Genomic DNA, 24473 nt, shown 5'->3' on the forward strand with positions numbered 1-24473 from the left:
TACCCGCGCGTCCAAGGGTGAAACGGCGCCCGCCGCGTCAGTGGCCGGCAGCCTCGGCGGCGCGTGCCGCCGCGACGATGGCGCTCACGCCGATCCCGGCCTGGTCCATCAGCTGGGTCGGGGTACCGGAGGTGGGGAGGCCCCGCACCGCCAGGTGCTTCACCCGCACCGGCTCGGCGATGTCGGCCAGGGACTCGAGGACCGCCGACCCCACGCCACCCTCCGGGTAGTGATCCTCGACCACCAGCAGCCGACCGCCGGTGGCCCGGACGGCGTCGAGCAACCGGTCCCGGTCCAGCGGCTTGACCGAATACAGGTCGATGACCCGGGCCTTGATCCCCTCGCGCGCCAGCTCGTCGGCGGCGGCGAGGCAGTTGTGCACTGTCACCCCGGCGCCGATCAGCGCGACGTCGTCGTCTCCGCCGCCGCCGCGGAGCAGTTTGCTGCCGCCGACCGGGAAGGCGTCCTCGTTGTCGTAGAGCACCGGGTACTTGCCTCGCGTGGTGCGCAGGTAGTTGACGCCCTTGCGGTCAACCATCTGCGCGACGAGGGCCGCGCAGGACACGGCGTCGCTGGGATACAGCACCGTCGACCCCTGCACGGCGCGCATAGCCGCCAGGTCCTCCAGTCCCATCTGCGAGGGACCGTCCGCCCCGATCTCCACCCCGCAGTGCGACCCGGACAGGGCGATGTCGGCCCGGGAGACGCCGGCCATCCGCACGAAGTCGTAGGCGCGGGAGAAGAACGCCGCAAAGGTCGCGGCGAAGGGCCGATAGCCGCGTACCTGCAGCCCGACCGCGGCGGCGACCAGTTGCTGTTCGGAGATGAACATCTCGAAGAACCGGTCGGGATACGCCTCGCCGAACTTGTCGGCGCGGGTGGAGTCGCTGACCTCACCGTCCAGGGCGACCACGTCCGGCCGCGAGCCCAGCGCGCGCAGCGCGTCACCGTACGCGTTCCGGGTGGCCACCTTCGCCCCCTTCTCGTACCGGGGCAGCGTGGGCGGCTCGCCGACGGGGGCGCCGGCGGGCGGGGCGGACTCGGGTTGCGGCCCGGTGACGCGGATCTGGCGTACCCCGCCGAGAGCCTCCACGGCCCGCTCGGCCATGTCGGGTTTCAGCGGCTTGCCGTGCCACCCGGGCTGATTCTCGACCTCCGGCACCCCCTTGCCCTTGACCGTCCGGGCGAGCACCACGGTCGGACCCGTCGCCTGCCGCGCCCGGCCGAACGCCTCGTCGATCGCGGCCAGGTCGTGGCCGTCAATGACGAGCGCCTGGCAGCCGAACGCCTCGACCCGGCGGCGGTAGGTGTCCAAGTCCCATTCCAACTCCGTCGGACCCCGCTGCCCGAACCGGTTGATGTCGATGATCGCGGTGAGGTTGCGCAGCCCGTAGTGGCCGGCCTTGTCCAGCGCCTCCCAGATGGAGCCCTCGGCCATCTCGCTGTCGCCGCACAGCGCCCACACATGGAACGGCAGGTGGTCGAGGTACCGGCCGGCGAGCGCGATCCCGACCCCGACGGGCAGTCCCTGACCGAGCGACCCGGTGGCCACGTCGACCCAGGGCAGGGCCGGCGTTGGGTGTCCCTGCAGGCGCGACCCGAACTGGCGGTAGGTCTCGACCAACTCCTGATCGGTGATCGCGCCCACCGCCTTGAAGACCGCATACAACAGCGGTGAGGCGTGGCCCTTGGAGAAGATCAGGTGGTCGTTGGTCCGACCGCGCGGGTCCGTCCACTGGTAACGCAGGTGCCGGGAGATCAGCACCGCGAGCAGGTCCGCGGCGGACAGACTCGAGGTCGGATGCCCCGATCCCGCCCTGGTGCTGCACCGGATCGCGTCCACCCGGAGCTGGGCGGCGAGCTCACCCAGCCGGGTCAGCTCCTCCGCGCGCAGAGTGCGTTCTGCTTCCATCGTCACCGGTATCGCCTCCGCAGCTACCGTAGTCAGGAAAGACCCGCATTACCCGGTAACCGCCGATTTGCCAGGGACTGAGCGGGCCGACCGCGACCGGGGGACGACCAGCTAGCGCGCCACCGCCAGGTGCGGCACGGCGGCCAGGCGCGAAGGCCATAGCGTTGCCGGCCCCGCCTGACGCCCTCGGGGGCATATCGGGCCAGCCAGTTGTGGAAGCATCTGCCGCCACACTCCATACCGGGCGGCGACCTCCGTCTTCGGAGTGCCGCCCAAGAACTTGGGTTCGCCGGGTCCGGCCGTTAACCGGTCATGCCGGAGATGCGGTGGCGAGGCTGTGGACATGGGCGATGGCCATGTCCAGGGCGCGAGCGAGCGGACGACTGCTGCGGTGCGTCTTGGCCAGCAGAAACCCGCCCTGGAGCGCGGCCATGATCGCTTCGGCGAGGGCGGCCGGATCGGCTTCCGGCGACAGGCTTCCTCGGTCACGCATGGCGGTGAGCCCGGCCCGTAGCGGAGCCTCCCATTCGGCGAAGCACTCCTGCAGTACGCCGCGGGTTTGTGGGTCACCACCGGCAAGCTCGTTGGCCAGCGAGCCGAGCGGACATCCGCCCATCTGATCATGCGCGGCCTGAGCTGCGACGATCTTGTCCCGCCATCGGGCCAGGCCGGCGAGGGAGTCCAGCGCGTCCAGCTCGGGACGCTGGTTCTGCTGGATTCGCTGCGCCTGATGCCGCACGACCGCCCGGATCAGATCATCCTTGTTGCCAAAATAGTGGTACAGCTGTGACTTGCTGGTCCCGCTCGCCGTTAGGACGTCGTCCAGCGTCGTGCCAGTGGCGCCGCGCTCGAGCATCAGGTCGGCTGCGGCCGTCACGATGCGGGCCTTGGTCGTCACGCCCCGAGCCGTCAACTTCGCCGCCTGCTGCACAGATGTCACAGCGTCGATGCTAACAGTAACTGGACTTGCTAGTCCAGTTATGAAGACATACGTTGGACCGAGCGGTCCACTGGATCTCGGCTGGGCCGCCTACGGCGCGTTGGTGCATAAGGAGAAACCGCTATGGGTCGGCTCAACAACGGCCAGCACTTTCCCAAGCTTCAGGTTCCCGCCGTGGGGGGAGGTTCGCTCTCTCTGCCCGACGACCTCGCGGGTGGCTTCGGGGTGGTGCTGATCTACCGGGGCTCGTGGTGCCCGTACTGCAACGCACAACTCGCGGCCTTCCAGCGGGCCAGCGACACCCTCGGGGCGCTCGATGTCCGCGTCGCCGCGCTCTCCGTCGATGACGAGGCGACCAGCCGCAACCTCGTCGAGAAGCATCACCTCGGGTTCCCCGTCGGGCACAGCGCCGACATCGACGCGGTGGTCGAAGCGACGGGGGCCTACGTCAACGAGCCGTCGCCCGCCGACCAGCGGCGCTACCTCCAGTCGACAGGGTTCGTCCTCGCTCCGGACGGCACCGTGATCACGGCCGTCTACTCCAGCGGCGCCATCGGCCGCCTGGTTCCGGAAGACGTGGCCGGGCTGGTCCGCTACCTGCGCGACCACAGCTGAGGGCGGACAGCCGGCGGGTACGGTGCCGGCGGGCATGGTCTTCGCGGCATTCCCGGTGGCCGGCGGCCACCGGGGAAGGCCGAGTTCAGCATCCAGTTTGCGGGTGGCGGGCATCCGGGGTGTGCGGGGCGAGCCGTCCGGTGCGGATGGCACCCGGAGTGCCTGTTCGAGCCCGGACCGGCGACCGCTCGCCGGGGGCCGGGTCCAGATGGAGATCCACGCCCAGGGCTGCCGAAGTGGGCCAGGATTTCGTCATGGTATTGGACCTTGAGCATTCCAATCCGTGCGTAACATCGCTGCCATGACAGGTGAAGCAGCCGCACCGCAGACCCGAGTCGACTTCTACTTCGACTCCGCCTGCCCTTTTTCCTGGATCACCTCGCGGTGGATCCTCGAGGTGGAGCCGCTGCGCGACCTTGACGTCCGGTTTCACGTCATGAGCCTGTATCTGCACAACGAGGGCAACGAGCTGCCCGGCTGGTATCGCGATCTTGTCGATCGCTCCCTCGGCCTGGTCCGCGTCGCCACGGCCGCGGCCGAGCACCACTCCGAGGACGTACTCCGCGGCCTCTACACCGCCTTCGGCACCCGCATTCACGATAAGGGCATGGAGGACTTCGACGCGGTCGCTGTCGAGTCCCTGGCCGAGCTCGGGCTCCCCGCGAACCTCGCGGAGGCGGCGCATTCGGCCGAGTACGACGCCGCCCTCCAACGCAGCCACGACGCGGGCAAGGATCCTGCGGCGGGCAGTTATGTGGGCACGCCCACGATGCACATCGACGGAACGGTCTTCTTCGGCCCAGTGATGAACAGCATCCCGCGGGGCGAGGAGGCGGCGCGGCTCTTCGACGCAGTGCGGACCCTCTCGGCACACCCGGACTTCTTCGAGCTGAAGCGGGAACGGACGGGCAGCCTGCGCTTCGACTAAGAGTTCCTAACAGGTGCTCGTGACCGCGCCTGAGGCGGGCGGCTACGACCCGGAGGTGGGACTCGATCCGTCGAGCAGACGGGTCGTCCGGGATGCCCGGCCATGCCAGTGCGTCCCGATCCGGCGCTCGGCACCGATCCGGCATCCGGTGGCGAAGAGGCGTACGAGCAGGAAGCGAACAGCACCATGCAGCCGGGCTGGTTGTCTCTGGACCAACACAGCGAGGATGTGCGCGACCAGGCGCGGGCTTTGATCGACGCGCTTCAGCCCGCGCTTCCCGAGGAGCTACGCGAGGCCGTCGTCGTCGCCGGGGTCACCTGCACGACCTCGGCAAAGCGCACCCCGCTTGGCAGGCGCGCTCTGCGCACTCGCGGACGACGGTGATCGCCAACGGGTCGAAGCCGGACGGCCCTGGGCCAAGTCCGGCAGCCCACGATCCCTGAGCTTCCCGCGCGGTCAGGCGTTCCGGCACGAACTGGCCTCGCTGGTCCTGCTCGACGGGCCGCTGCGGGGCCTGCTCGATCAGGTGGTGGAGCCCGACCTCGTCCGCTACCTGGGCCGCCAGCGCATGCGCCGCCTCGCGGACCCGGTCCCGACGTGGTCGTCTTACCAGCTCGCCAGACCTTCTTCCGCGCTCCGACACACGAGGCTCGGATGCGCCGCGTCAGCCCATGTGCTGGTCGTCAGACGTCACGAACGTCCGCAGATGGTCAACCGCCGCAGAGAGCGCGTCCTGCAGGGGGCCGATGTCCCGGGCGACCTGAGCGAGGAGCATGCCGCCTTGATACGCCGCGAGGAACATGTCGGCGAGCCGCGCGGGGTCGGCGGACGCGTCGATGCGACCGAGTTGCCGCATGCGATCGAGCCCGACGCGGAAGATCTCGCGCCACTGCGCGAACACCTCCGCGAGCCGGTCGTGCACGTCGAGATCGGTCTTGACGATCTCGCTCGCGAGCGAGCCGAGGCTGCAGCCGTCCTCGAACGGACGCCCTGAGAGGACGTAGAAGTCCGCCCAGTCCTGGAACGCCTCGACGGTGTCGAAGCTGGCAAACCGTTCGCTGCGATGGAAGCCGAGGACGCTGTCGGCATGCCAGTCGATGACCGCCAGGACGAGGCTCTCCTTGGTGGGGAAGTAGTGGCTCAGCTGCGATCCACTCACCCCGGCAGCGCGGCGGACGAGCTCGTTGTTGGTTGCGTGGACCCCTCTGCCGTAGATCAACGCGGCCGCGTGCTCCAGTATTCGCTCGCGCGTGGCCTGGCCCTTGGGAGTGAGCTTCTGGGCTGCATCCGCACCGTTGTTCACCTGCATGTCATCAACATAACACAGACTGGGCTTGGCAGCCCACTTTCGATGGTGTTCACTCAAGCGAGTGGACGAAATCGTCCAGCAACGTCACACGGAAGTTCATCACCACGTCTCGCCTGACCGCTCCCGCGTCCGCCGAGATCCCCGCTGCTCACCTGCACGTTGTCGACGTGAACACAGACTGGGCTTGACAGCCCACTTCCGATGGTGTTCACTCAAGCGAGTGGACGAAATCGTCCAGCAACGTCACACGGAGGTTCATCGCCATGTCTCGCCTGACCGCTCCCGCGCGCGCCGACATGGACGCGAAGACGCAGGGCACCCTCGACGCCATCGCGAAGCAGTTCGGCTTCGCGCCCAACATGTTCACCACGCTCGCCGCGAACCCGACCGTGCTCGAGATCGTGATGGGCCTGCAGGGCAGCATCGCGAAGCTCCTGGACGCGAAGACGCGCCACACGATCGCCCTCGCGGTCTCTCAGTCGAACGGCTGCCACTACTGCCAGGCACTCCACGGTTTCATCTCGTCGAACCTCGGCGGTATGTCGGCGGAGGAGATTGAGCTCGCCCGCACGGGCACGTCCAGCGACCCGAAGCGCGCCGCCGTCGCGAAGTTCGCGCAGCACGTGATCGAGACGCGCGGCCAGGTCAGCGACGAGGACCTCGCAGCGATCCGCGAGGTCGGATATATCGACCCGGAGATCCAGGCGATCGTCACGGTCGTGGTCGTCACCCTGCTCACGAACTACCTCAACAACGTCAGCGACACCGTCGTCGACGTCCCCGGCGCCGACCACCAGTCGGCCTGACTTTCCTCTCCACCCGCCGTTCAAACGACAGAAAGCACGATTTTGAATCTCGACAAGCTGATGACGAAGCACCTCACCCGCTACTTCGACCCGAGCAAGAGGATCCCGGAGGAGACGTTCCAGCAGCTGCTGCGTTACCTGCGCACCTCGCCGACGACGATCAACATCCAGCCGAACCGTTTCCACGTGTTGGAGACGCAGGATGGCAAGGACAAGCTCGCGGACGCACTGGTCGGCCGCTTCGCGGACAACGCGGAGAAGGTACGCAACGCGTCGCACGCCATCATCTTCACGACGCGCAAGGACATCCCCGACACGCACCTGCAGGAGATCTTCGAGAAGGAGCGCGCCGATGGGCGCTTCGCCGACCCGGAGATCCAGAAGGGATGGGAGGCGGGCGCCTCCAACTTCGTGGAGATCCAGACGAAGAACTATGGCGGGGACGTGCTCCACTGGCTTGAGAAGAACACCTACCTCGTCGTCGGCGCCACGATGATGGCCGCCGCATCCCTCGGGGTGGACGCGACGCCGATGGAGGGCTTCGACCGCGCGACCGTGGACGCGGCCTTCGACCTGACCGACACCGACTACACGACCACGCTGCTTCTGGTGCTCGGCTACCCCGACGAGGCTCGGGTCTCCCGCCAGCCGGTCTCGCGGTTCGACGCGGAGAAGATCTTCACGCACATGTGACGGACGGGGCGGCCATCGGACCGCGGTGCCGGCCCCGTTCACTTCGACTCGGTTGCCCGGCGTCCGCACCTCCTCGACGGACGCCGGGCAATCGACCCCCTAAGGACTTCGAGGAGGTCAAGATGCAGATTGATAAGGCAGTGCAGGATCGAGCCGCCGCCCGCGCCGCCGAGCTTCCTGGCTCCGAGCACACACACCAGTTCACCGGCGACTGGGAGGTATGGAAAGTCGGCGGCAAGGTGTTCATGCTGCAGACGTCCATGCCCGGCGAGCCCGTCGTGATCCTGAAAGCGGATCCATCCGACGCGGAGGCGCTCCGCGCAGCTCACGCGAGCATCTCGCCCGGCTACCACATGAACAAGAAGCACTGGATCACGGTGCGGGCGGGTGCGGACGTCGAGCCCGCGCTTGTCGACAATCTCCTGACCGAGTCGTACCTCCTCGTCGTCGCCGGCCTGCCGAAGCAGAGCCGTCCCGTCGATCCCGCTTCATTCCGCGTCCCGCCCTCCGCCGACGGATCACGCTGACGCCGACCGCGCACAGAGCGCTGTTGCCCCTCATCCGAGCAGCGCCCGCACCGGCGCATGGCGCCCTTGCGTGGCCGGGCCGCAAACACTGGACGATGCGCCGGAAGCCAGCGTTGATCGCCTTCGAGATGGCCTTCGAAGGCCGGCTCGCCGCAGCCCGTCAGTAGTCCTCAACAACCCGTGTTACCCGTTTTCTCGACAGACCCGATCTTCGGTGCCTGACCTTCGACAAGCCAGAAACCTATGCCGATCTTGGGACTTCGCCCAACATCAGTAGCCCCTTCCTCGTTCTTGCCGGTGATGGCGGACGCCCCGTTGGCCGTCCACACCGGCCGCCGGGCTTGGCCTGAGCCGGGGCGCTCAGCATCAAGGTGCTCGATGGAATGGGCGTTCCCGGCACAGGCCCAGGTCCCGACCGCGCCGCCACGCCGGGGGGTATCAGACTGTCGGTCCGGCGTCGGTGCAGGCGGGCCGTCGTAGCGGTGCTGCCTCAGGGGGCGGGGACGGCGCCGGACACGCAGTACACGTCGCCGGCGTTGGCCTCGTGCGGCAGCGCCCGCAGGTGTGCCGCCATCTCGTTCGCCGACGTCCAGCGCTGGAAGGTCATCGACTTGTCGTCGCCGAGCGCGACGTCGAAGCCGTCGAAGCCGAGCGCGGTCAGGCGACCGAGACACCGGTGGGCGACCGCGCGCGCGATCGTGGTGAACTCGAAGGAGAGGGCGGGCAGGGGCCGGCTCAGGCCCGCCAGGACCTCGTCCTCGAAGCCCTCCACGTCGATCTTGACGAAGGTCGGCACGCCGTGGGTTTCCAGCAGCGCGTCGAGGGTGACGACCGGGACCTCGATCTCGGAGTCCCACACCTCGTCCTCCCAGCCGCCCGCGCCCTGCGCCGCCCGCACGAACCGATGAGAGGCGGTCGACACGGTGGGGTTGGCGGAGTTGACGTGGAACCGCAGCCTCCCAGGCGTCGAACCGCAGGCCGCCTCGACCACCGTCACCTGGTCGTCGCCGGCGTAGATCGTCCGCAGGGCGCGCAGGCAGAGCGGTTGGGGCTCCACGGCGACGACCCGGGCGCCGAGGCGGCGGAAGCTGCCCACGTGGTCGCCCACGTGGGAGCCGATGTCGAAGACCAGGTCCCCACTCCCGACGAAACGGGAGTAGAAGGCATCCATCCGCGCGTCGCGCTCGCGGTCGCCGTAGTAGACCTCGAGCGACCGGCGCAGGGGAGCGGTGGCCGGATCGTCGCGGAGCGCCGCGATCCTGGTGGCGACGGAGTCTGTCATCTGTGGTCCCGTCCGTGCGGTGGGTGGGGGGCGCGTGAGCCTACGGTCCGAAGGCGGTCAGGAACCGGTCGCGGAAGGCGTCCATCCGCCAGACCGGGGCCTGCGGTCCGGGCCTCAGCCCGTCCTGCCAGCCCCAACCGGAGATCCGGTCCAGTACCGCCGGGTCGCGGGCGATGATCGTGATCGGTACGTCGTGGCTGGCGTTCTCGCCGGTGACGACCGTGGCGGGCTGGTGGTCACCGAGGAAGACGAACACGAGATCGTCGTCGCCGTACGTCTGCACGTAGGAGATGAGCGTCCCCAGCGTGTACTCGATGGAGTGCCGGTAGTCGGCCCGGATCCGGGTGGTGCTGCGCCGGCCGTCGTTCGTCGCGGGGTCGCCGCCGGCGCCGAAGATCGCGCCGTCACCGACGTCGGTCCAGTCCATCATCGGGGGAACGGGCGTCCAGGGCGCGTGACTGGAGACCAGCGCCAGCTCCGTCATCGTCGGGGCACCGCCTCGCTTCCCCTGTTCCAGGCGCTGCCAACTGGTCAGGGTGTACTGGTCGGGCATCGTGCCGAAGCTGAACTTCGGGCCACGGTAGGCGAGCTTGTGGGCGTCGTAGAACCGGTCGTAGCCGAAGAATGCCCCCTCCGGCCACGCCCTGCTGACGGCGGGCATCACGCCCACGGTCTGCCAGTTCGCCCGCTGGAAGGCACGGTTGAGGGTCATCCGGTCGCTCGCCAGCAGCGTGCGGTGGCGTTGGTCGTTGTCGATCCAGAGCCCGGAGAGCAGTGTCGCGTGGGCCAGCCAGCTGCCCCCGCCGAACGTGGGTGAGGTGAGAAAGCCACTGCGGGCGGCGAAGCCGGCCGCCCGCAGCCGCTCGGTCCCGCTGTCGAGGACCGCCCCGACCTGCGGCGCGAACTCGGGGTCCTCGACGGCGTCGCGGCCGTAGCTCTCGACGAAGGCGACGACCACGTTCTTGCCGCGCAGCGCCGTCAGGAGCTGGTCGCCCGGCTTGTCGCGGAACGCGTCGGCCCCGATCGTGGCGCCGAACGTCCTGCGGTCGTCGAGTCGCAGGCGGACCTGGAAGCCGTGGCCGTTGGCCAGAGTGGTCGCGGACGTGTCGGCGACCGGTACGCCCGGCGCCACCCGTAGCCCGGACACGGCGCAGACCACCCAGACCACCACCAGCGCCGCCACGACCCGCGTGGTGCCGGTGTGGTGCCGGACCAGCAGGCGGCTCAGCCGCAGCACCGCCAGCGTGACCAGGAGAGGCAGGGCGACGATCAGCGCCAGCGCGACAGCGGCGCCGATCGCAGCGGGCCGGCCGTACGACTCGCTGAGGAAGGCGAACCCCTCGTCGAGCAGGGCCCAGTCGAGCACCAGGTCGAACGCCCGGCCCAGCGACGCGGAGAACCCCAGGTCGAGCAGCTTCAGCAGGCCGAGCAGGCCGAGGACCACACCGGCGAGCAGCGCGACCAACCGCCCGCCGCGGCGCGGCAGGGCGAGCAGCAGGGCCACGACCAGCAGGGCCTCCAGCGGGATCCGTACGAACGCTCCCGGTGTGAGACGGCCGAAGTCGTACGGCGCGGTGAGCACGAGCAGCACGACCGCCGCCGCCAGGGCGGTGGCCAGTCCGGCCCGGATCGCCGGCGCCCTGCGAGGTGCGGTGCCGGCGTCCTCGCTCGTCGTCCGATCGGTGTGCCCGCTCGCCGGCGGGTCGTTGCGCACCGCCTCCGGTCCCCACGGCGGTAGCCGACGGACCCGCGTCAAGAGCGACAACTGACCTGACCTCCTCGTTCGGTGATCCCTGATGGTGCGGATCGACGCCGGCTCAGAGCCGGACGACCCGGTCCCGGGCCACGGCCACCAGACCGTCGCGGTGGGGCAGCGTGGCCGCGTGTCCCGCGATCGTCGGGTGGTCGGGAGTGTGCGGGGTGCGCGGGACGTCCCGGTCCCTCGGGGCGCGGCGAGCGCGGCGGGTCTCCCAGAGCCACCCGACGTCGCGGCCGAACGACTCGACGAGCAGCGCGAGCGAGACCGCCAGCACGACGATCGTCAACGACCCCGGCAGCACCCCCGCCATCGCCACCGTCAGCGCCACGCCCTGGATCGCCGCCACGACCTTGCGCCAGTAGCGCGGCGGCAGCGATCCCCGCATCCAGGGCAGCACCCAGCTCGCGGCGACGAAGGCGTACCGCATCCCGCCGATCGCGAGCACCCAGGCGCCCGCCGACGGTGCCACCTGGACGCAGAGGACCAGCACCAGGAAGGAGTCGACCTCCATGTCGAAGCGCGCGCCCAGCTCGCTGGTCGTTCCGGTACGCCGGGCCGTGTAGCCGTCCACCCCGTCGAGCGCCAGCGCCACCGCGGTGAGGACCGCCATCAGCGCGACCGGCGCCGCCCGGTCGAACGACTGGACGGCCAACGCCGTCACGGCGCCCACGAGGAGCGCCCGGCCCAGGGTCACCCGGTCGGCCGGACCCAGCCCGCGCGCCCCCGAACGGCGCAACCCCCGGTCGAGCAGGGCGCACAGGACCACCCCGTACCCCAGCCCCGCCAACCACCCCGCGGCGCCGAGGCCGACTGTTCCGGCGAGCATCGCCAGTAGGACTGTCTGCACGATCAGTCCGACTACCGGACCAGTCCGAACCGTGGGCATCGTGCCTCCGTGACTCTGCTCTGCGACCCTGACCCTCAACACGGGAAATACGGCCGATCGGTTCGTTCTGGACGCAGGGGCACCGATTTTCGCAGACGCACGTCAGCCCGTGACCGCGGCTTCGGCAGGGTGAGCCGAGTGGGAAGTTGTCAGCCGGCGTGCCAGACCGTCGCCTGGTCCTTGGCGAAGGAGACGACACATCGCGTTCGGCAGGGCGTTCAAGCGCCACGCCGGTACGAGCCCGGGCCGGTACCGCCAGAGCCACCGTGTGCCGTGACGCGAGGACGACCGGGCCGAGGTGCCCCTGGTCGGGCGGGGAGCACTATCGTTCTGGCGTGCACATCCGTTTCGACGTCCCAGCCGATCCCGCCTATCCGGGCCGCGTGGCCACTGCGCTCGGCAGCGTTCGGCTGCGCAAGTACGGCTACATCGGCGCGGTGCTGGCGGCGGTCGGGGCGATCGGATTGGCCGTCTCGCGGGGCTTCGGGTGGGGCGAGCAGGCTTCGCCGCTGTGGATCGCGATGGTCGTGGGCGGCCTGCTGTCGACGCTGTACTGGCCGTGGGTGCGGTTGCGCGCCCGGCGCCGCTCCAGTCGCTACGCGGTGGAGGGCGCCTACGACATCACCGATGACAACATCATGATGCGCAGCGGCTCGGAGTCCGGCGGCATCGCCTGGGACGGGGTCGCCCAGGTGAGGGACACCCCTGAATTCTGGATCGTGTACGTCGGCCGGAAGCCGGCCACCGTGATCCCACGCCGGTTGATGTCCGCCGCGGATGCCGAGACGTTGCGAGAGTTCATGACCAGACGTGGGCTGCTCTGACTCCGGTGAACTCAATGCCTTTCCGGGCGGGACAGCAGATCGCGCGTGATGGCGTACGTCCGGAGGAGGTCGCTATTCGCGGCCGATCCAGGTGGCTACGCAGGCCTCATTGCCCTCGGCGTCGGCCAGGACCCACCACTTCGGCGCGTGCGCGTCGGAGATCAGCTGGCCGCCCGCCGCCAGGGCTGCGGTGATGCGAGCTTCGGCCTGGTCATGCGGGACGGCGATATCGAGGTGCATGCGGTTGCGTTGTGGGCGCGCCGCGTCCATTGGCTGCAGCCCGAAGCCCGGGCCTCGGCGCGCCGGGTCGGCCAGATAATCGTCACCGATCTGCCGATAGCCGAGCAGCGCCCGCCAGAACGGCAGCACGTCGGCGCCGACGAGTGTGTCGAGAGTGACATTGATGAGCTGTACCCCACGTGGGTCGGCGGGAATGCCCAGGTCCTTGGCCGCTGCGGAGATTCGGCGGGCCAGCGCGATGTCGCGCAACGACAGCGACACCGTGACACCGGCATGGCGCAGGTCGATGGTGACGTACTGCTGCTCCGCGCCGCTGGCGAGTCGCCCGATCTCATCCACCAGCGCGATGCCGCGAGCCAACGTGCCGGTCCGGAAACAGGTCGAAACCACGTGGTAGAGGCAGCGCCAGTCCTCCACACCGTCGGCCGCGTGGAACTGCCCGGCCGTGATCTGGACGGTCATGCCGGCGAAACTAGCATCCACGATGCGAAGACGTTGGAATCCGAACTCGATGCCGCCGTACGGCCAATGAGCAGCCATGGTGCCAACGGATCGTCACGACCACGCTCAACAGTGCCGTGGTGGGTGCTGGATCCGGCTGGCTCCACGTGTCGGTCAGCTGGCGAGTTGGCTGCGACGGCGGGTGAGGTAGGCCCGTTCCGCGGGGTTGCCGGCGAGCCCGATGGCCCGGTCGTACGCCGCCCGCGACTCACCACCGCGCCCGAGTCGCCGCAGCAGGTCGGCGCGCGCCGCGTGGAAGGCGTGGTAGCCGTCGAGGACTTCGGCGAGCCGGTCGATCTCGGCGAGCCCGACCCCGGGACCGTCGACCTCGGCGACCGCGACCGCCCGGTTGAGCCGCACGATAGGCGAGGGGTCGAGCAGCACCATGCGGCCGTAGAGGGCGACGATGGTGGACCAGTCGGTGTCTCGGGCGGACGGGGCAGCCGTGTGGACCACGTTGATCGCGGCCTGCAGCTGGTAGCGCCCGGGTGGGTCGCCGCCGGCCGCCACCGCCTCGATCCGCTCCCGGACCAGGGCATCGCCCTCGGCGATGAGGGTGCGGTCCCAGGCGCCGCGGTCCTGCTCGTCGAGGGTCACCAGCTCCCCGGTGCCGGACACGCGCGCCGGCCGCCGGGCGTCGGTGAGGAGCATCAGGGCGAGCAGGCCGGCTACCTCGCCGTCGTCCGGGAGGAGACTCCGGAGCAGGCGGCCGAGTCGGATCGCCTCGTCGGTGAGGTCGACGCGCACCGAGTCGTCGCCCTCGCTGGCGAGATAGCCCTCGTTGAAGACGAGGTAGACGACCGCGAGCACGCCGGCCAGCCGCTCGCGAATGTCGTCGGCCCGGGGCACCCGGTAGGGAATGCGGGCCGCCTTGATCTTTGCCTTGGCGCGGGTGATCCGCCGCGCCATCGTTGTCTCCCGTACCAGGAAGGCGCGGGCGATCTCGGCGACGGTGAGGCCGCCGAGCAGGCGCAGGGTGAGCGCCACCCGGGCCTCCAACGCGAGCGCGGGGTGACAGCAGGTGAAGACCAGCCTGAGCCGGTCGTCCTCGACCGGGCCGGTCGGCTCGGGAGGGGTGCCGTCATACACGATGCGGGCCGCCTGATGCTTGGCGTCGCGCTGCGACTCGCGACGGAGCCGATCGATCGCCTTGCGGTTCGCGGTGGTGGCGAGCCAACCACCGGGGCTTGGCGGTACGCCCTCGCGCGGCCACCGCTCCGCCGCCGCTACGAACGCCTCGGCCGTCGCTTCCTCGGCGACGTCGAGGTCGCCGAAACGGCGCGCGAGGCCGGCGACCACCCGCGCCCACTCCTCGTGGTGGGCGCGGGTGAGCGCCTGCTCGACGGTGGGATCAGTCACGGGTGCGCTCGGCCGGTCCGTAGACGGACAGCAGGTACCTGGGCACCGCGCTCAGTTCTCCCCGGAGCCGTTCCGCCGGGCCTCCCCGGGGCCTCGGAACCGGTGCACCTCCTGCGGCCAGTCGAGCGCGGTCGCGAGCCTGCCGGCCCAGTATCGCGCCGCCGCGTCGTCGGCCACGTCCACGACGGCGAAGCCGCCGAGGTGTTCCTTGGTCTCGACGTACGGACCGTCGGTGAAGATGGGCTTGCCGTCAACCGCCTCGACACTGCACACCGCGGTGGACCGGTCGAGTCCGCCGTTGCTGAAGATCAGGACATCGGCGGTCCGCATCTCCTCGATCACGGCCCGTCCGGCCACGCCCTTCTCGCGAATCTCCTCCGCCGTGTGGTCGGGCACCCACTCGTCGTTGAAGGCGATCAGGTACTCGGTCATGGTGGTCTCCTCCCAGTCCCCGGACGAGGGCCTTCCGGACTCCTCGTGGGCGGCGGCCCGGCCGGCCGCGGCACTGGTTCCACGAGCGGCCGCGCCTTGATACGACACCATCCCAGACCGTTTTTCCAAGGCAGCCATGGCGTAGCTCTTGAGACGCGATCGACCCGACGTACACCCGCTCCTGCTCCGGATCGAACGCGTGGGCGGCTGGTGCGGCCATCGCCGCGCGCGGCTACGCGCGCGGCAGATGTGCGGTGCCGGTGTGCGTGCCCGGGTGAGTGGCTATGCCCAGGGCGGGATGTGCCGGCCGACGTAGCGGCGAGCACGAGGGAGCGGGTCACGCCAATACTGGTCCGGCCCGCGGTGGTGGTGCTTCTCGCAGAACGCGGCGAGACTGTCGGTGATCTTGAGGCGCTCCAGCGGCTGGCCTTCGAAGCCTGTGTTGACCGCCAGCAGTTGTGGCTCGGGATTCCAACCTGAGTGGTCGAACGCCCAGCCATCCCAGGTTGCGTAGGTGTGGAAGACCTGCGGCTCGCCTGGGTAGCGCACCCCGGCTATCTCGATGGGCCGGTCTGGATAGGAATCCCGGCAGACCCAGGCGAGGATGTGACACGCTCCGGCGGCGAAGAAGGCCTGGTCCGTCCGTTCCCACGCAACCCGCTGGTCTGATCGCTCGATCGGCGTCCGACGAAACGCTCCCGCTGCTCTGGCTGCCACAACCCCGGACGGTAGTGGATGAGACGACGCACCCGCTCACTGCCGCTGACCCGCGCTCGCGCCGGTCACGGTCAGCGGGTCTCCATCGCCGCTGAGCTGACGGTGGTCTTCGGTCAGATGTCGTCTCTGGCCCGGACCAACGGAAAAGAAGGTTTGGGTAGGTCCGGGACGGCGAGCCGGTCGGCGCGCTCGCGTAGGTGGCGGGCGATCTGGTCGCTGGCCAGGGTGAAGCCTGCCGTGAAATCGGCGTCGAGGGAGATGCCGGTCGCGGCAACGTGGTGGTCGGCCTGCTGGCGCAGCTCGTGGGCGAGCGTGTTGCGCCAGCGGATCATTTCCTCGGTCAGGTGCGCCCGCTGAGCCGCCAGCCGGCGCTGCGTCGCGGCCAGTTGCTCCTCGATCCGTTCGAGACGGTCCAGCGTCTCGTCGAGACGGTCGAGCTCCGGCAGGTCGGCCACGATCGCCCGCCCGACAGCGGTCGGGTCGACGCTCGGGCCGCCGGCATGTAACGGCTCGATGGCCCCTGTCACTTGCGCCGTCCACTGCTCGCGTCGAGCGTCCCGCTGGTGGGGGAGTGCCGCCACCGCGTCGCGTAGGGCTGCCAGCACCGGGGTGGGCGAATCAGCCAGGTCTGCGGACGGAGCAGCCGTGGCCATGACGCCGCGGCGGGGGTTGCGCTCCGGCGTCCCCTCGAGCTCCCTCGCCCGATGCGCCATCTGCTTGAGGAACCCGGCGTACGCGGCCCGGTAGCCGACCTGGTGTTCACCCTCGCCGGTCACCAGGACGTGACCGACCCGCTCCGCCTCGAGGCGGAGGGCGTCGGCGATGGTGGTGTCCGGTTCGCCGATCTCCAACGCCGGGTTCGTGGGGTCGTGCAGCTCCATGTCGCGCAGTGTGCCGAGCAGACTCTCGGCGTGCTGGCAGCGCTGCCGGGCGTTCGCCATCAGGTCCAGCTCCGGCACGGCATGCCAGACCGCCCAGGCCGCAGCGGTCGCGTCGTCCGGCACCGGCGCGTGCCGCCGGACTATCTCTCCGATCGCCTGCACCGGTTCGGGTGCGTGGGCCGGCCTCGCCGACGCCAGGCGCCGCAGCAGGGCCAGCACCTCGGCCTGGCGCACGGGCCCGGCTGACGACCGCTCCCCGATCAGGTCCAGTAGGCCGGGCGGCCAGGGGGCCGGCAGGGCGCCCCGGGGTGGCCGGCGCAGCGGGGGACGGGATCCGCGCCGGAATCGATTCCACCAACCCATCGGTCCAGCCTTGCACCCGGCGATGATCACGCGCAATGTGTCCGGGTACGGAGGTGCGCGGCTGGATCGCCGGGCGTCGCCGGCTCGTACGGGCCCCACGCTGAGGCCGCGGCACCGGCGCGGCGATAGCCTGCCGTCATGGCGAGCGCTGAACTGGATGAGTTGATCGTCGCGGACGCCGACGCGCTGCGCGCGTGGTTGTCGGCCCACCACGACACGTCGCCCGGTGTCTGGCTCGCACTGACCCGGAAGGGCGGCACGGTCACGACGCTGACCTGGCAGCAGGCGGTCGACGAGGCCCTGTGTTTCGGCTGGATCGACGGGCAGGCCCGTAAACGGGATGAGGAAACCTCCTGGATCCGGTTCACCCCGCGCAGGGCCCGCAGTTCCTGGTCACAGCGCAACGTCGCCCACGTGGCCCGGCTGGAGGCGGAGGGGCGGATGCTGCCCCCGGGCCGCGCCGCGGTGGAAGCCGCGAAGGCGGACGGGCGGTGGGCGGCCGCCTACGCCCCGCCGTCGGAGGCCGAGGTGCCGGCCGACCTCCTCGCCGCCATCGCTGCCGAACCCGCCGCACAGGCCATGTTCGACGTGCTCACCAAGACCAACCGGTTCGCTCTCATCCACCGCGTCAACGCCGTCAAACGGGCGCAGACCCGGGAGCGGAAGATCGCCGAGTTCGTTGCCATGCTGGCCCGTCACGAGACGATCTACCCGCAGAAGGCCAAGCCTCCGAAGTCGCCGTCATCGGCATCTTCATGATCCTGCAGCGCGGCCGCCTTGCGCAGCAGCACTGAGCGTTCGCGCTGGTTGGCGCAGAGCCGGGCCGCCAGCTCCAGCTCGGCGCGTGCTTCCGGTCGCCGTCCGAGCCGGGCCAGCAGCTCACCACGTACGGTCGGAACCAGATGCGAACCGGGGAGCCGGTCCATAGCGATCAGCTCGTCCACCATGGCCAGGGCTTGCGCCGGACCCGAGGCCATGGCCACGGCGACGGCCCGGTTGAGTTCGACCACCGGCGAGGGCGCGATCCGGCCGAGCGCCTCGTAGAGCACCACGATCCGGTCCCAGTCGGTCGCCTCGACGGAGGGCGCCGACGCGTGGGCGGCGGCGATCGCGGCCTGCAGGCCGTAGGGGCCGAGGCCGCGAGTCGATGCCGTGGCCAGCGCGGCCAGCCCACGACGGATCGCCGAGAGGTCCCACAGCCGCCGGTCCTGGTCCTCGAGTAGGACCGGTGAACCGTCTGGGCCGGTCCGGGCCGGGAAGCGCGCGGCCGTCAGCTCGCACAACGCGAGCAGGCCGTGCACCTCCGGCTCGTCGGGCTGCAGCGCGGCCAGCGTGCGGGCCAGCCGGATCGCCTCGTACGCGAGGTCGGGGCGCAGCAGCCGGTCGCCCGACGTGGCCGTCGACCCCTCGGTGAAGATCACGTAGAGGACGCTGAGCACGCCGCCCAGCCGTTCCCGGCGCTCGCCGGCCGCCGGCAGTTCGAACGGCACCCCGGCCGCCGCGATCGTCTTCTTGGCCCGGGTGATGCGGGCCTGCACGGTCGGCACGGGTACGAGGAACGCGCGGGCGATCTCCTCGCTGGACAGGCCGCCGACCACACGCAGGGTCAGCGCCACCCGGGCCGGCGGGGAGAGCACCGGGTGGCAGCTGACGAACATCAGCGCCAGGACGTCGTCGTCGATCCGGTCGGGGTCGATCTCTTCGTCGACCGCCGGGTCGGCCGCCAGCAGGGCATACCGGTCCTGCAGGGCGGTCCGGCGGCGGATCGCGTCGATCGCCCGTCGCCGGGCCGTAGCCATCAGCCAGCCGGCCGGATTGGCCGGAGCGGCACGCGGCCACGACACCAGCGCCTCGGCCACCGCTTCCTGGGCGGCGTCCTCGGCCAGCCCGAAATCGCCGGTGAACCGGGTCAGCGCGGCGACGATCCGGGCCGACTCGATCCGCCAGACGGCCTCGACGTCGGCCGTACCCATCAGACCTGGCCGCTGCTCTCGCGCAAGGCCCCTTCCACGACGAACTTCCCGCCGTCCTGCGGGACCTCATCCTCCCCGGGCACCCGCCGGACCTCGATCTTGGACCCGGGGACCGCCGGGACCCGCTTGGCCCACTCGACCGCCTCCTGTTTCGAGGCGACATCGAGCAGGAAGAAGCCCCCGAACAATTCCTTGGTCTCTCCGTACGGCCCGTCCGTGACCACCGGGGCCTCGTCGCTGAAGTGCACCACGACGCCCTGGCCCGGATCGTCCAGGCCTTCGGCCGCGACGTAGACGCCAGCCTTGGCCGTCTCCTCAATGAACAGGCGGGTCGCCGCCATCATCTCGTCGATGTTGGCCATCATGGCCGCGTTCGTCTCATCGGTGCCCCGCATGATCAGCATGTACTGCGGCATCGCGTTCTCCTCATCCGGCGGGACCGTCTCTCGTCCCTCGCACCCACACGTCGAACGAGCGGCCCGCGGATCGACACGGCCCCGGAGAAATCTCTCGCCGCGACGCAGCCGATCCCTCCGACCCGCCCAGCGCGGCCGTTGCCCTGCGATGCTCTCGTACCGTGACTACTTCTCGCCACCTGGTGACGTCAGGATCCCCGCTGGAACCGGAGATCGGTTTCTCCCGCGCCGTGCGGATAGGGCCGTACGTATCCGTGGCCGGCACCGCGCCGATCGCGGACGACGGCGCCACCGTCGGTCCGGGGGACGTCTACGCGCAATCCGTGCGTTGCCTGGACATCGCCGAGCAAGCGCTGCGCGAGGCCGGCGCAGCGCTGACCGACGTCATCCGAACCAGGGTCATGCTTGTCGACATCGCCCGCTGGCGCGACGCGGCGCGCGCACACGGCGAACGGTTCGCCCAGGTACGACCGGCGTGCACCTTCGTGGAGGTGTCGCGTTTCATCGATCCACTGTGGTTGGTGGAGTTCGAGGTCGACGCGGTCGTGGCGACGACCGATCTGCCGAAGAGCGGGTGCTGAGCTCACCGACCGTACCGGGTCATCCGAAGCGGTCGGCCAGCTTCGTCAGCTTGGCGACGTACGCGGGCCAGTCATGGTCGTCGGGGATGTTGCTGCTCTCCCGCTGCCAGCCGATCGCTCCGTCGTGCTGCTCGCGCATGATGTCCGCGTGACCGGCGTGACGAGCGATGTCGCACGTGACGTGGATGATGATCCGGTGCAGCGTCACGGCCTGACGACCTGGCTGCCACCACGGCACCTGCCCCGGCGCGTCGAGCGGCAGCTTCTCGATGGTCTGATCCGCGAACACCCCGACACGGCGATACAGGTCGATCAGCCCATCCTTCGTCTCGTCCTCCCGCGCGTACCAGTCCGCCTGCGGGTCGTCCTCGAACGCCTGCAGGGGGACCAGCTCCTCAGGCGTCGGGAATTCGCGCCCGAAGGTCGGCCCGAAATAGCCGGCCTCGACATTGAGGCAGTGCTTGAGGACTCCCAGCAGGTTGTTGCCGGTCGCCGTGCGCGGCAGTCTGGCCTCGCGTTCGCTCAACCCGTCGAGCTTCCAGATCAGGTCCTCGCGATTCGCCCGAAGGTAGTGGTGCAGTGCAGCCTTCGCGTCGCCCAGGTCAGCCATGCCCGCCAGTCTTCCTCATGCGTCGAGCCATCGCGAGGTGTCGTCTGCGAGATCAGACGGTGTCTGCCGCAGCCTCCGCGCCTTCCAGACCGCGGTGGGCAGCCCACAAGGCGCCGGCGCGGTGGGCGGCCTTGTCGATCAGGGCCACCAGCTCGGGCCTGTCGGGCACGGGGAACGAGACGTACGTGCCGCGGCCGCCGGCGGTCGGTCGGCCGTAGGCCTTGGCCGCGAGGCTCCCGTCCCGGAGGAGCCGGACGTTGATCGTGGTCAGCGTGAACTCCTCACCGCGTCGGGTGTCGGTCCAGCGGAGCCCCTCCGGGATCGTGACGTTGATCGCCAGGGCGCTCACATCGAGGGCAACGTCGGTGTCCATGGACGCACTGTCTCACGCGCGACGACCGCTGAGGGCGGTGGCGGTCACCCGAGCGAACTCCTCCGGGCTGTCCAGCATGACGTTGTGGCTGGCGTCCGGCACGATCACCACCCGTACCCCGGAGGCGGTGAGGTCGTCGGGGTCCTGGACCGGGGCGCCCTGCGCGCCCTGGATGAACGTCCGCGGTATCGGCAGGCGCACCAGCATGTGGCGCATGGTGGGCCGGGTCGCCGCCACCAGGTGCACGGCGCTGCGGTAGAGGCCGACCGGATCAGCGAGCCGCATGGTGGCGGCCCACAGCGGCCCGACCCGGTCGAGCGTCTCGGCGAAACCGCCGGCGAGAAAATCGGCCTCGGTGTACGCGTTGATGCCGCTTCCGCCGACCTTCGGCGCCGGGCTCGGGTCCAGGTTCGCCTCGACGAGCACCAGTTGGCCGACGAGGTCCGGTCGCTGGTGGGCGAGGACGATCGCCACCGCACCGCCCATGCTGTGCCCGATCACGTCCGCTCCTCGCACACCGGCGGCGTCGAACGCCGTGGCCAGGGTCGCGGCGTGTTCCTCCACCGTGTAGCCGAAGTCGGCCGGCCGGTCGCTCAACCCGAAGCCCAGCAGGTCGACGAAGAGCGACCGGTGCCCGGCCAGTTCGGGGCGGGTGGCCACCGGGACGAAGTACGCCGCCGAGGCGGCGCCGAGCCCGTGCACGTACACCCGCGTCGGTTCGACGCCGCAGGTCTCCACCCAGCGCATCCGGGCGCCGCCCGGACCCACGGTCGCTGCCTGCACGTACGACACGATAGGTCCACGCCGCCGTGCCGGGAGCGGATTCACCCCCGATCACGCCACGGGCCGGAACCAGGATTCAGGACAGCCCGCTCTGAGCGGTGGCGCCCACGGCCGCGTAGATCAGTGCGGCCGGCAGGACTCCCGCGGCGCTCGCCACCGTGACGTGCCACCACCCCAACGCGGTGGTGCCGGCGAGCAGGGCGACGGTCTCGGCCAGCACCGGTACCGGACGGGTGACCAGTACGGCGAGCAGACCGTACCGGGTGAGCAGCCGGTCGGCGCGTGCCCGCTGCGCCGGTGTGGTGGTGCGGGCGAGCAGGCCCCGGCTGCGCCTGCCGAGGCCGAAGGCGACGAGCGTGGCCCCCAGCCCGCCGAGCAGCGACAGCAGCGTTCCGGCGAGTACCCCGAACAGGGCTCCGTTGGCGATCATCACCAGACTGGACGGCACGGGGACTGCCACGTCGGCCAGGAGCAGGAGCACGCCGGTCGCTGCTGCGGCAGGGCCCGCCTCGCCCAGCAGGGGAGAGGGGTCGGTCAGCAGTGGCGCATCCAGTGCCTGCACCGCGCCGAAGACCGCCAGCAGCGCCGCCGGCAGGCCGGTGAGCAGGACGGGATATCCCCAGCGCCGAGGCTGGCTCACACGTCGCGCCGGTAGAGGATCGCGTTCGAGGCCATCTCCAGGAAGCACTCGCGGATCAACAGCTGGTGCCGGGTCTTGTCGGCCACGATGGGACAGGTGATGTCCACGACGGCCGGCCTGCCCAGCGCCAGGGCCAGTTGCTCGGCGACCGCGAAGCCGCTGATCGCGTCGAGGTTGCTCAGCAGCAGCATGCGCATGTGCCGCCAGGCCCGTCCTCGTGCGCCGGCGACCACACCCTGCGCTTCGCCGACCAGTTCGCGGAGCGTACCCAGGGCGGCGGCGACAGCCGGGGCGGCGGCCGCACCGGTCCCGGTCTCCGGTTGGTGGCCGAACGCGCGGTGCAGGTCGGCCACCGCTTCCTCGTGGCGCCGCGCGGGCTCGGCGATCTCGTGCAGCCAGGCGCGGATGTGCGGCTCACCGACCTCGTCCGCGGTGTCCTCCAGGATCTTGCGGTACGCGGACTGCAGCGTGCGGGTGGCCACCAGCCACGGTACGACCCGGTCGAGCTGAGCGGTGACGGTGTCGTGATCGACCTCCACGAGCAGCGGCGGGTTCACCCCCGGCTCCCGTCCCGGACGACACGCCACAGCACGCCGGTGTGCCCGTAGGACATCTGCGTCGCCTCCACCACCCGGGACACACCGAAGTCGAGCACGTACAGGCTGCCGTCCGGGGCGAACTTGGCGTCGACCGGGCGCTCCAGCCCGCCCGTGCCCAGCGCCGAGGCCGGTCCCGGTCGCGAGTTGCGCATGAACGGCTCGCACGTGCCGTCGGTCGGGTCCACCGCCACCACCTGGAAGCCGTGCTCCAGGTCGGTCGGGTCGGGCGAGTTCATCGGGGCGAGCGTTCCCCACTCACAGGCGAAAAGCCGCCCCCGGTACCCGAAGGCGTCGCTGCGTGAGACGTCGAGACCGGCCATCGCCGAGTGCGGCTTCTCGAGGAACACCGCGGGGCCGGCCCACGGCGGCGGATCCTCGATCAGCGGTTCGGCCCGTCGTCCCCGGCGGGGCAGGTGGGAGTCGTGCCAGGCGGGCAGGCCGTCACCGCAGATGTCGGGGAAGCCGTACCAGGCGGGCCGGTCGATCGAGCCGTGCGGAGTCCGAGCGGCGTCGATGCGCCAGATCCGGTCCGGGTCGGCCCGGATCGCCCGGTCCCCGGTCTCCTCGAAGTCGTTGTCGGTGACGTAGAGGTCGCCGTCCTCGCCGAAGGCCATCCCGTACGGGTTGCGCAGGCCCCAGGCCACCAGCTCCATCTCGCTGCCGTCGGGCTGGGCGCGCCACAGGCCCGAACTGCACTTGAGCGCGCCCCGCACGACCTCGCCGCGCTGGGCCGGCGTGCCGAACGGCTTGAAGGGCCCGGTCTCCACCAGGTACGGGTAGGGGGCGGTCGGGTCGTACGTCTGCACGTTGTTGCCGGTCAGGACGACATCTTCACCGGGTACGTCGTGGACGTCGATGTGTCGAGCGACGTCGACCTGGAACCCCTGCGGCAGCACCACGCCCTGCTGTGACACCGAACCCTGGGCGAAGTACATCAGCCCGTCGGGACCGAATACCGGCCCGCCCGGTTCGTGCCAGCCACCGTTGGGCAGCCCGTCGATCAGCACCTCGCTGCGCCCGCTGGCAGGGTCGATGCGGTCTATCCGGGCGTGTCGGCCACCCTTGCAGGACACCAGCAGGGCGTCGTCGTGCACCGCCACGTGTCGCGGCCCGCCCAGCGCCTCCTCGGTGACCACGCCGAGGTGGCCGTCGGGATCCAGTCGCAGGATCCGGGCCGGGACGTAGGGGCGGGTGGGCCAGGTGCTGCCGCCTTCCAGGACGTAGAGGGTTCCGTCGCCGGCGAAACCCATCCCGCACGGCATCGACAGGCCGACGAGCACCGCCTCGACGTGGTACCCGTCGGGCACCACGACGTCGGCCGGATCGACACGCGGACGCGCGGGTGTCGGAAGCGTGGACAGCGCCTCCGGCTCCGCCACGGTCACCGACAGCGGCATCAACGAGGTCATCCGACATCCTTCGGCATTCGCGGCCCGGTCCGGTTCTCGCGCAACCCGCGACCTGTTGGGACGATTAGGGCGGGAAGGGCTGGTTACCGACATTCTGCGCTTCACGCATGCGCTG

The 24473-nt window shown here is 70.4% G+C and carries 28 protein-coding genes; 9 read left to right on the forward strand and 19 right to left on the reverse strand.

What is annotated here, in order from left to right:
• Positions 1–37: 37 nt before the first annotated feature.
• Complete coding sequence (locus ACFOW4_RS13895) at positions 38–1912, reverse strand: transketolase (protein WP_377528168.1); 1875 nt, start codon at positions 1910–1912, stop codon at positions 38–40.
• 310 nt (positions 1913–2222) lie between these two features.
• Positions 2223–2852 carry a TetR/AcrR family transcriptional regulator gene (locus tag ACFOW4_RS13900; RefSeq protein WP_377527672.1) on the reverse strand — a complete coding sequence of 210 codons (630 nt, stop codon included), beginning with the start codon at positions 2850–2852 and terminating at the stop codon, positions 2223–2225.
• A gap of 123 nt (positions 2853–2975) precedes the next feature.
• Here ACFOW4_RS13900 and ACFOW4_RS13905 point away from each other — a divergent pair, with 123 nt between their 5' ends.
• The 3 genes from ACFOW4_RS13905 to ACFOW4_RS13915 all read left to right on the forward strand — a co-directional run bounded on the left by ACFOW4_RS13905 (position 2976) and on the right by ACFOW4_RS13915 (position 4779).
• Positions 2976–3467: a redoxin domain-containing protein gene (locus ACFOW4_RS13905; protein WP_377527673.1), complete on the forward strand. Its 492-nt coding sequence runs from the start codon at positions 2976–2978 to the stop codon at positions 3465–3467.
• A gap of 283 nt (positions 3468–3750) precedes the next feature.
• Positions 3751–4395 carry a DsbA family protein gene (locus ACFOW4_RS13910; protein WP_377527675.1) on the forward strand — a complete coding sequence of 215 codons (645 nt, stop codon included), beginning with the start codon at positions 3751–3753 and terminating at the stop codon, positions 4393–4395.
• Positions 4396–4497: 102 nt separating this feature from the next.
• Entirely contained in the window at positions 4498–4779 is a 282-nt protein-coding gene (locus tag ACFOW4_RS13915) for a hypothetical protein (RefSeq protein ID WP_377527676.1), read from the forward strand.
• Between the two features lie 280 nt (positions 4780–5059).
• Here the strand turns inward: ACFOW4_RS13915 and ACFOW4_RS13920 are convergent, their stop codons facing one another.
• Complete coding sequence (locus ACFOW4_RS13920) at positions 5060–5704, reverse strand: TetR/AcrR family transcriptional regulator (protein WP_377527678.1); 645 nt, start codon at positions 5702–5704, stop codon at positions 5060–5062.
• A gap of 263 nt (positions 5705–5967) precedes the next feature.
• Between ACFOW4_RS13920 and ACFOW4_RS13925 the strand changes: the two genes are divergently transcribed.
• The 3 genes from ACFOW4_RS13925 (at position 5968) to ACFOW4_RS13935 (ending at position 7730) form a co-directional block, all read left to right on the forward strand.
• A complete protein-coding gene (locus ACFOW4_RS13925) occupies positions 5968–6510 on the forward strand; it encodes a carboxymuconolactone decarboxylase family protein (protein ID WP_377527679.1) in 543 nt (180 codons plus the stop codon).
• Between the two features lie 60 nt (positions 6511–6570).
• Entirely contained in the window at positions 6571–7203 is a 633-nt protein-coding gene (locus ACFOW4_RS13930) for a nitroreductase family protein (RefSeq protein ID WP_377527681.1), read from the forward strand.
• 122 nt (positions 7204–7325) lie between these two features.
• Entirely contained in the window at positions 7326–7730 is a 405-nt protein-coding gene (locus tag ACFOW4_RS13935; protein ID WP_377527682.1) for an MmcQ/YjbR family DNA-binding protein, read from the forward strand.
• Between the two features lie 490 nt (positions 7731–8220).
• Here the strand turns inward: ACFOW4_RS13935 and ACFOW4_RS13940 are convergent, their stop codons facing one another.
• The 3 genes from ACFOW4_RS13940 to ACFOW4_RS13950 are packed head-to-tail and all read right to left on the reverse strand — an operon-like array spanning position 8221 to position 11618.
• A complete protein-coding gene (locus ACFOW4_RS13940; RefSeq protein ID WP_377527684.1) occupies positions 8221–9012 on the reverse strand; it encodes an FkbM family methyltransferase in 792 nt (263 codons plus the stop codon).
• Positions 9013–9052: 40 nt separating this feature from the next.
• Positions 9053–10777, reverse strand: coding sequence for a sulfatase-like hydrolase/transferase (locus ACFOW4_RS13945; protein WP_377527685.1), 1725 nt, complete (start codon positions 10775–10777; stop codon positions 9053–9055).
• Between the two features lie 52 nt (positions 10778–10829).
• Complete coding sequence (locus tag ACFOW4_RS13950; RefSeq protein ID WP_377527687.1) at positions 10830–11618, reverse strand: CDP-alcohol phosphatidyltransferase family protein; 789 nt, start codon at positions 11616–11618, stop codon at positions 10830–10832.
• A 374-nt stretch (positions 11619–11992) separates the two neighbouring features.
• On the opposite strand from ACFOW4_RS13950, the gene ACFOW4_RS13955 reads away from it, so the two are divergent.
• Complete coding sequence (locus ACFOW4_RS13955) at positions 11993–12481, forward strand: YcxB family protein (protein ID WP_377527688.1); 489 nt, start codon at positions 11993–11995, stop codon at positions 12479–12481.
• 72 nt (positions 12482–12553) lie between these two features.
• Here the strand turns inward: ACFOW4_RS13955 and ACFOW4_RS13960 are convergent, their stop codons facing one another.
• From ACFOW4_RS13960 to ACFOW4_RS13980, 5 genes are all read right to left on the reverse strand, one after another.
• A complete protein-coding gene (locus ACFOW4_RS13960) occupies positions 12554–13183 on the reverse strand; it encodes a VOC family protein (RefSeq protein WP_377527689.1) in 630 nt (209 codons plus the stop codon).
• A 153-nt stretch (positions 13184–13336) separates the two neighbouring features.
• Positions 13337–14581: an RNA polymerase sigma factor gene (locus tag ACFOW4_RS13965; protein ID WP_377527691.1), complete on the reverse strand. Its 1245-nt coding sequence runs from the start codon at positions 14579–14581 to the stop codon at positions 13337–13339.
• 51 nt (positions 14582–14632) lie between these two features.
• The gene (locus tag ACFOW4_RS13970; RefSeq protein WP_377527692.1) at positions 14633–15013 is read right to left on the reverse strand and encodes a YciI family protein; all 381 of its coding nucleotides are present in this window, start codon (positions 15011–15013) and stop codon (positions 14633–14635) included.
• 282 nt (positions 15014–15295) lie between these two features.
• Positions 15296–15730, reverse strand: coding sequence for a hypothetical protein (locus ACFOW4_RS13975; protein ID WP_377527694.1), 435 nt, complete (start codon positions 15728–15730; stop codon positions 15296–15298).
• Positions 15731–15843: 113 nt separating this feature from the next.
• A complete protein-coding gene (locus tag ACFOW4_RS13980; RefSeq protein WP_377527695.1) occupies positions 15844–16845 on the reverse strand; it encodes a hypothetical protein in 1002 nt (333 codons plus the stop codon).
• 267 nt (positions 16846–17112) lie between these two features.
• On the opposite strand from ACFOW4_RS13980, the gene ACFOW4_RS13985 reads away from it, so the two are divergent.
• Positions 17113–17733, forward strand: a complete 621-nt coding sequence (locus tag ACFOW4_RS13985; RefSeq protein WP_377527697.1) for a YdeI family protein — start codon at positions 17113–17115, stop codon at positions 17731–17733.
• Here the strand turns inward: ACFOW4_RS13985 and ACFOW4_RS13990 are convergent.
• Positions 17682–18947 (reverse strand): RNA polymerase sigma factor, encoded by a 1266-nt coding sequence (locus ACFOW4_RS13990; RefSeq protein WP_377527698.1) that lies wholly within the window; start codon positions 18945–18947, stop codon positions 17682–17684. The genes ACFOW4_RS13985 and ACFOW4_RS13990 overlap by 52 nt on opposite strands.
• Entirely contained in the window at positions 18947–19363 is a 417-nt protein-coding gene (locus ACFOW4_RS13995; protein WP_377527700.1) for a YciI family protein, read from the reverse strand. The genes ACFOW4_RS13990 and ACFOW4_RS13995 overlap by 1 nt, the downstream gene beginning before the upstream one ends.
• 182 nt (positions 19364–19545) lie before the next feature.
• Between ACFOW4_RS13995 and ACFOW4_RS14000 the strand changes: the two genes are divergently transcribed.
• Positions 19546–19944 (forward strand): RidA family protein, encoded by a 399-nt coding sequence (locus ACFOW4_RS14000; protein WP_377528170.1) that lies wholly within the window; start codon positions 19546–19548, stop codon positions 19942–19944.
• Between the two features lie 19 nt (positions 19945–19963).
• Here ACFOW4_RS14000 and ACFOW4_RS14005 read toward each other — a convergent pair whose 3' ends face one another.
• The 6 genes from ACFOW4_RS14005 to ACFOW4_RS14030 form a co-directional block, all read right to left on the reverse strand.
• Positions 19964–20554 (reverse strand): DinB family protein, encoded by a 591-nt coding sequence (locus ACFOW4_RS14005; RefSeq protein WP_377527701.1) that lies wholly within the window; start codon positions 20552–20554, stop codon positions 19964–19966.
• A gap of 52 nt (positions 20555–20606) precedes the next feature.
• Entirely contained in the window at positions 20607–20927 is a 321-nt protein-coding gene (locus tag ACFOW4_RS14010) for a hypothetical protein (RefSeq protein WP_377527702.1), read from the reverse strand.
• 12 nt (positions 20928–20939) lie between these two features.
• Positions 20940–21710: an alpha/beta fold hydrolase gene (locus tag ACFOW4_RS14015; RefSeq protein ID WP_377527704.1), complete on the reverse strand. Its 771-nt coding sequence runs from the start codon at positions 21708–21710 to the stop codon at positions 20940–20942.
• Positions 21711–21786: 76 nt separating this feature from the next.
• Positions 21787–22350 carry a TVP38/TMEM64 family protein gene (locus ACFOW4_RS14020; protein WP_377527705.1) on the reverse strand — a complete coding sequence of 188 codons (564 nt, stop codon included), beginning with the start codon at positions 22348–22350 and terminating at the stop codon, positions 21787–21789.
• Complete coding sequence (locus ACFOW4_RS14025; protein WP_377527707.1) at positions 22347–22907, reverse strand: hypothetical protein; 561 nt, start codon at positions 22905–22907, stop codon at positions 22347–22349. The genes ACFOW4_RS14020 and ACFOW4_RS14025 overlap by 4 nt, the downstream gene beginning before the upstream one ends.
• Positions 22904–24358 carry a PQQ-dependent sugar dehydrogenase gene (locus ACFOW4_RS14030; protein WP_377527708.1) on the reverse strand — a complete coding sequence of 485 codons (1455 nt, stop codon included), beginning with the start codon at positions 24356–24358 and terminating at the stop codon, positions 22904–22906. The genes ACFOW4_RS14025 and ACFOW4_RS14030 overlap by 4 nt, the downstream gene beginning before the upstream one ends.
• Between the last annotated feature and the right edge of the window lie 115 nt (positions 24359–24473).

The organism is Micromonospora sp. GCM10011542 (assembly GCF_042650685.1).
GTDB lineage: Bacteria > Actinomycetota > Actinomycetes > Mycobacteriales > Micromonosporaceae > Micromonospora.

Coding starts and splice junctions, on each gene's coding strand:
- ACFOW4_RS13895 (WP_377528168.1), bottom strand. CDS start 1,912: ATGGAAGCAGAACGCACTCTGCGCGCGGAGGAGCTGACCCGGCTGGGT.
- ACFOW4_RS13905 (WP_377527673.1), top strand. CDS start 2,976: ATGGGTCGGCTCAACAACGGCCAGCACTTTCCCAAGCTTCAGGTTCCC.
- ACFOW4_RS13915 (WP_377527676.1), top strand. CDS start 4,498: ATGCCAGTGCGTCCCGATCCGGCGCTCGGCACCGATCCGGCATCCGGT.
- ACFOW4_RS13920 (WP_377527678.1), bottom strand. CDS start 5,704: ATGCAGGTGAACAACGGTGCGGATGCAGCCCAGAAGCTCACTCCCAAG.
- ACFOW4_RS13925 (WP_377527679.1), top strand. CDS start 5,968: ATGTCTCGCCTGACCGCTCCCGCGCGCGCCGACATGGACGCGAAGACG.
- ACFOW4_RS13930 (WP_377527681.1), top strand. CDS start 6,571: ATGACGAAGCACCTCACCCGCTACTTCGACCCGAGCAAGAGGATCCCG.
- ACFOW4_RS13935 (WP_377527682.1), top strand. CDS start 7,326: ATGCAGATTGATAAGGCAGTGCAGGATCGAGCCGCCGCCCGCGCCGCC.
- ACFOW4_RS13940 (WP_377527684.1), bottom strand. CDS start 9,012: ATGACAGACTCCGTCGCCACCAGGATCGCGGCGCTCCGCGACGATCCG.
- ACFOW4_RS13960 (WP_377527689.1), bottom strand. CDS start 13,183: ATGACCGTCCAGATCACGGCCGGGCAGTTCCACGCGGCCGACGGTGTG.
- ACFOW4_RS13970 (WP_377527692.1), bottom strand. CDS start 15,013: ATGACCGAGTACCTGATCGCCTTCAACGACGAGTGGGTGCCCGACCAC.
- ACFOW4_RS13985 (WP_377527697.1), top strand. CDS start 17,113: ATGGCGAGCGCTGAACTGGATGAGTTGATCGTCGCGGACGCCGACGCG.
- ACFOW4_RS13990 (WP_377527698.1), bottom strand. CDS start 18,947: ATGGGTACGGCCGACGTCGAGGCCGTCTGGCGGATCGAGTCGGCCCGG.
- ACFOW4_RS13995 (WP_377527700.1), bottom strand. CDS start 19,363: ATGCCGCAGTACATGCTGATCATGCGGGGCACCGATGAGACGAACGCG.
- ACFOW4_RS14005 (WP_377527701.1), bottom strand. CDS start 20,554: ATGGCTGACCTGGGCGACGCGAAGGCTGCACTGCACCACTACCTTCGG.
- ACFOW4_RS14010 (WP_377527702.1), bottom strand. CDS start 20,927: ATGGACACCGACGTTGCCCTCGATGTGAGCGCCCTGGCGATCAACGTC.
- ACFOW4_RS14030 (WP_377527708.1), bottom strand. CDS start 24,358: ATGACCTCGTTGATGCCGCTGTCGGTGACCGTGGCGGAGCCGGAGGCG.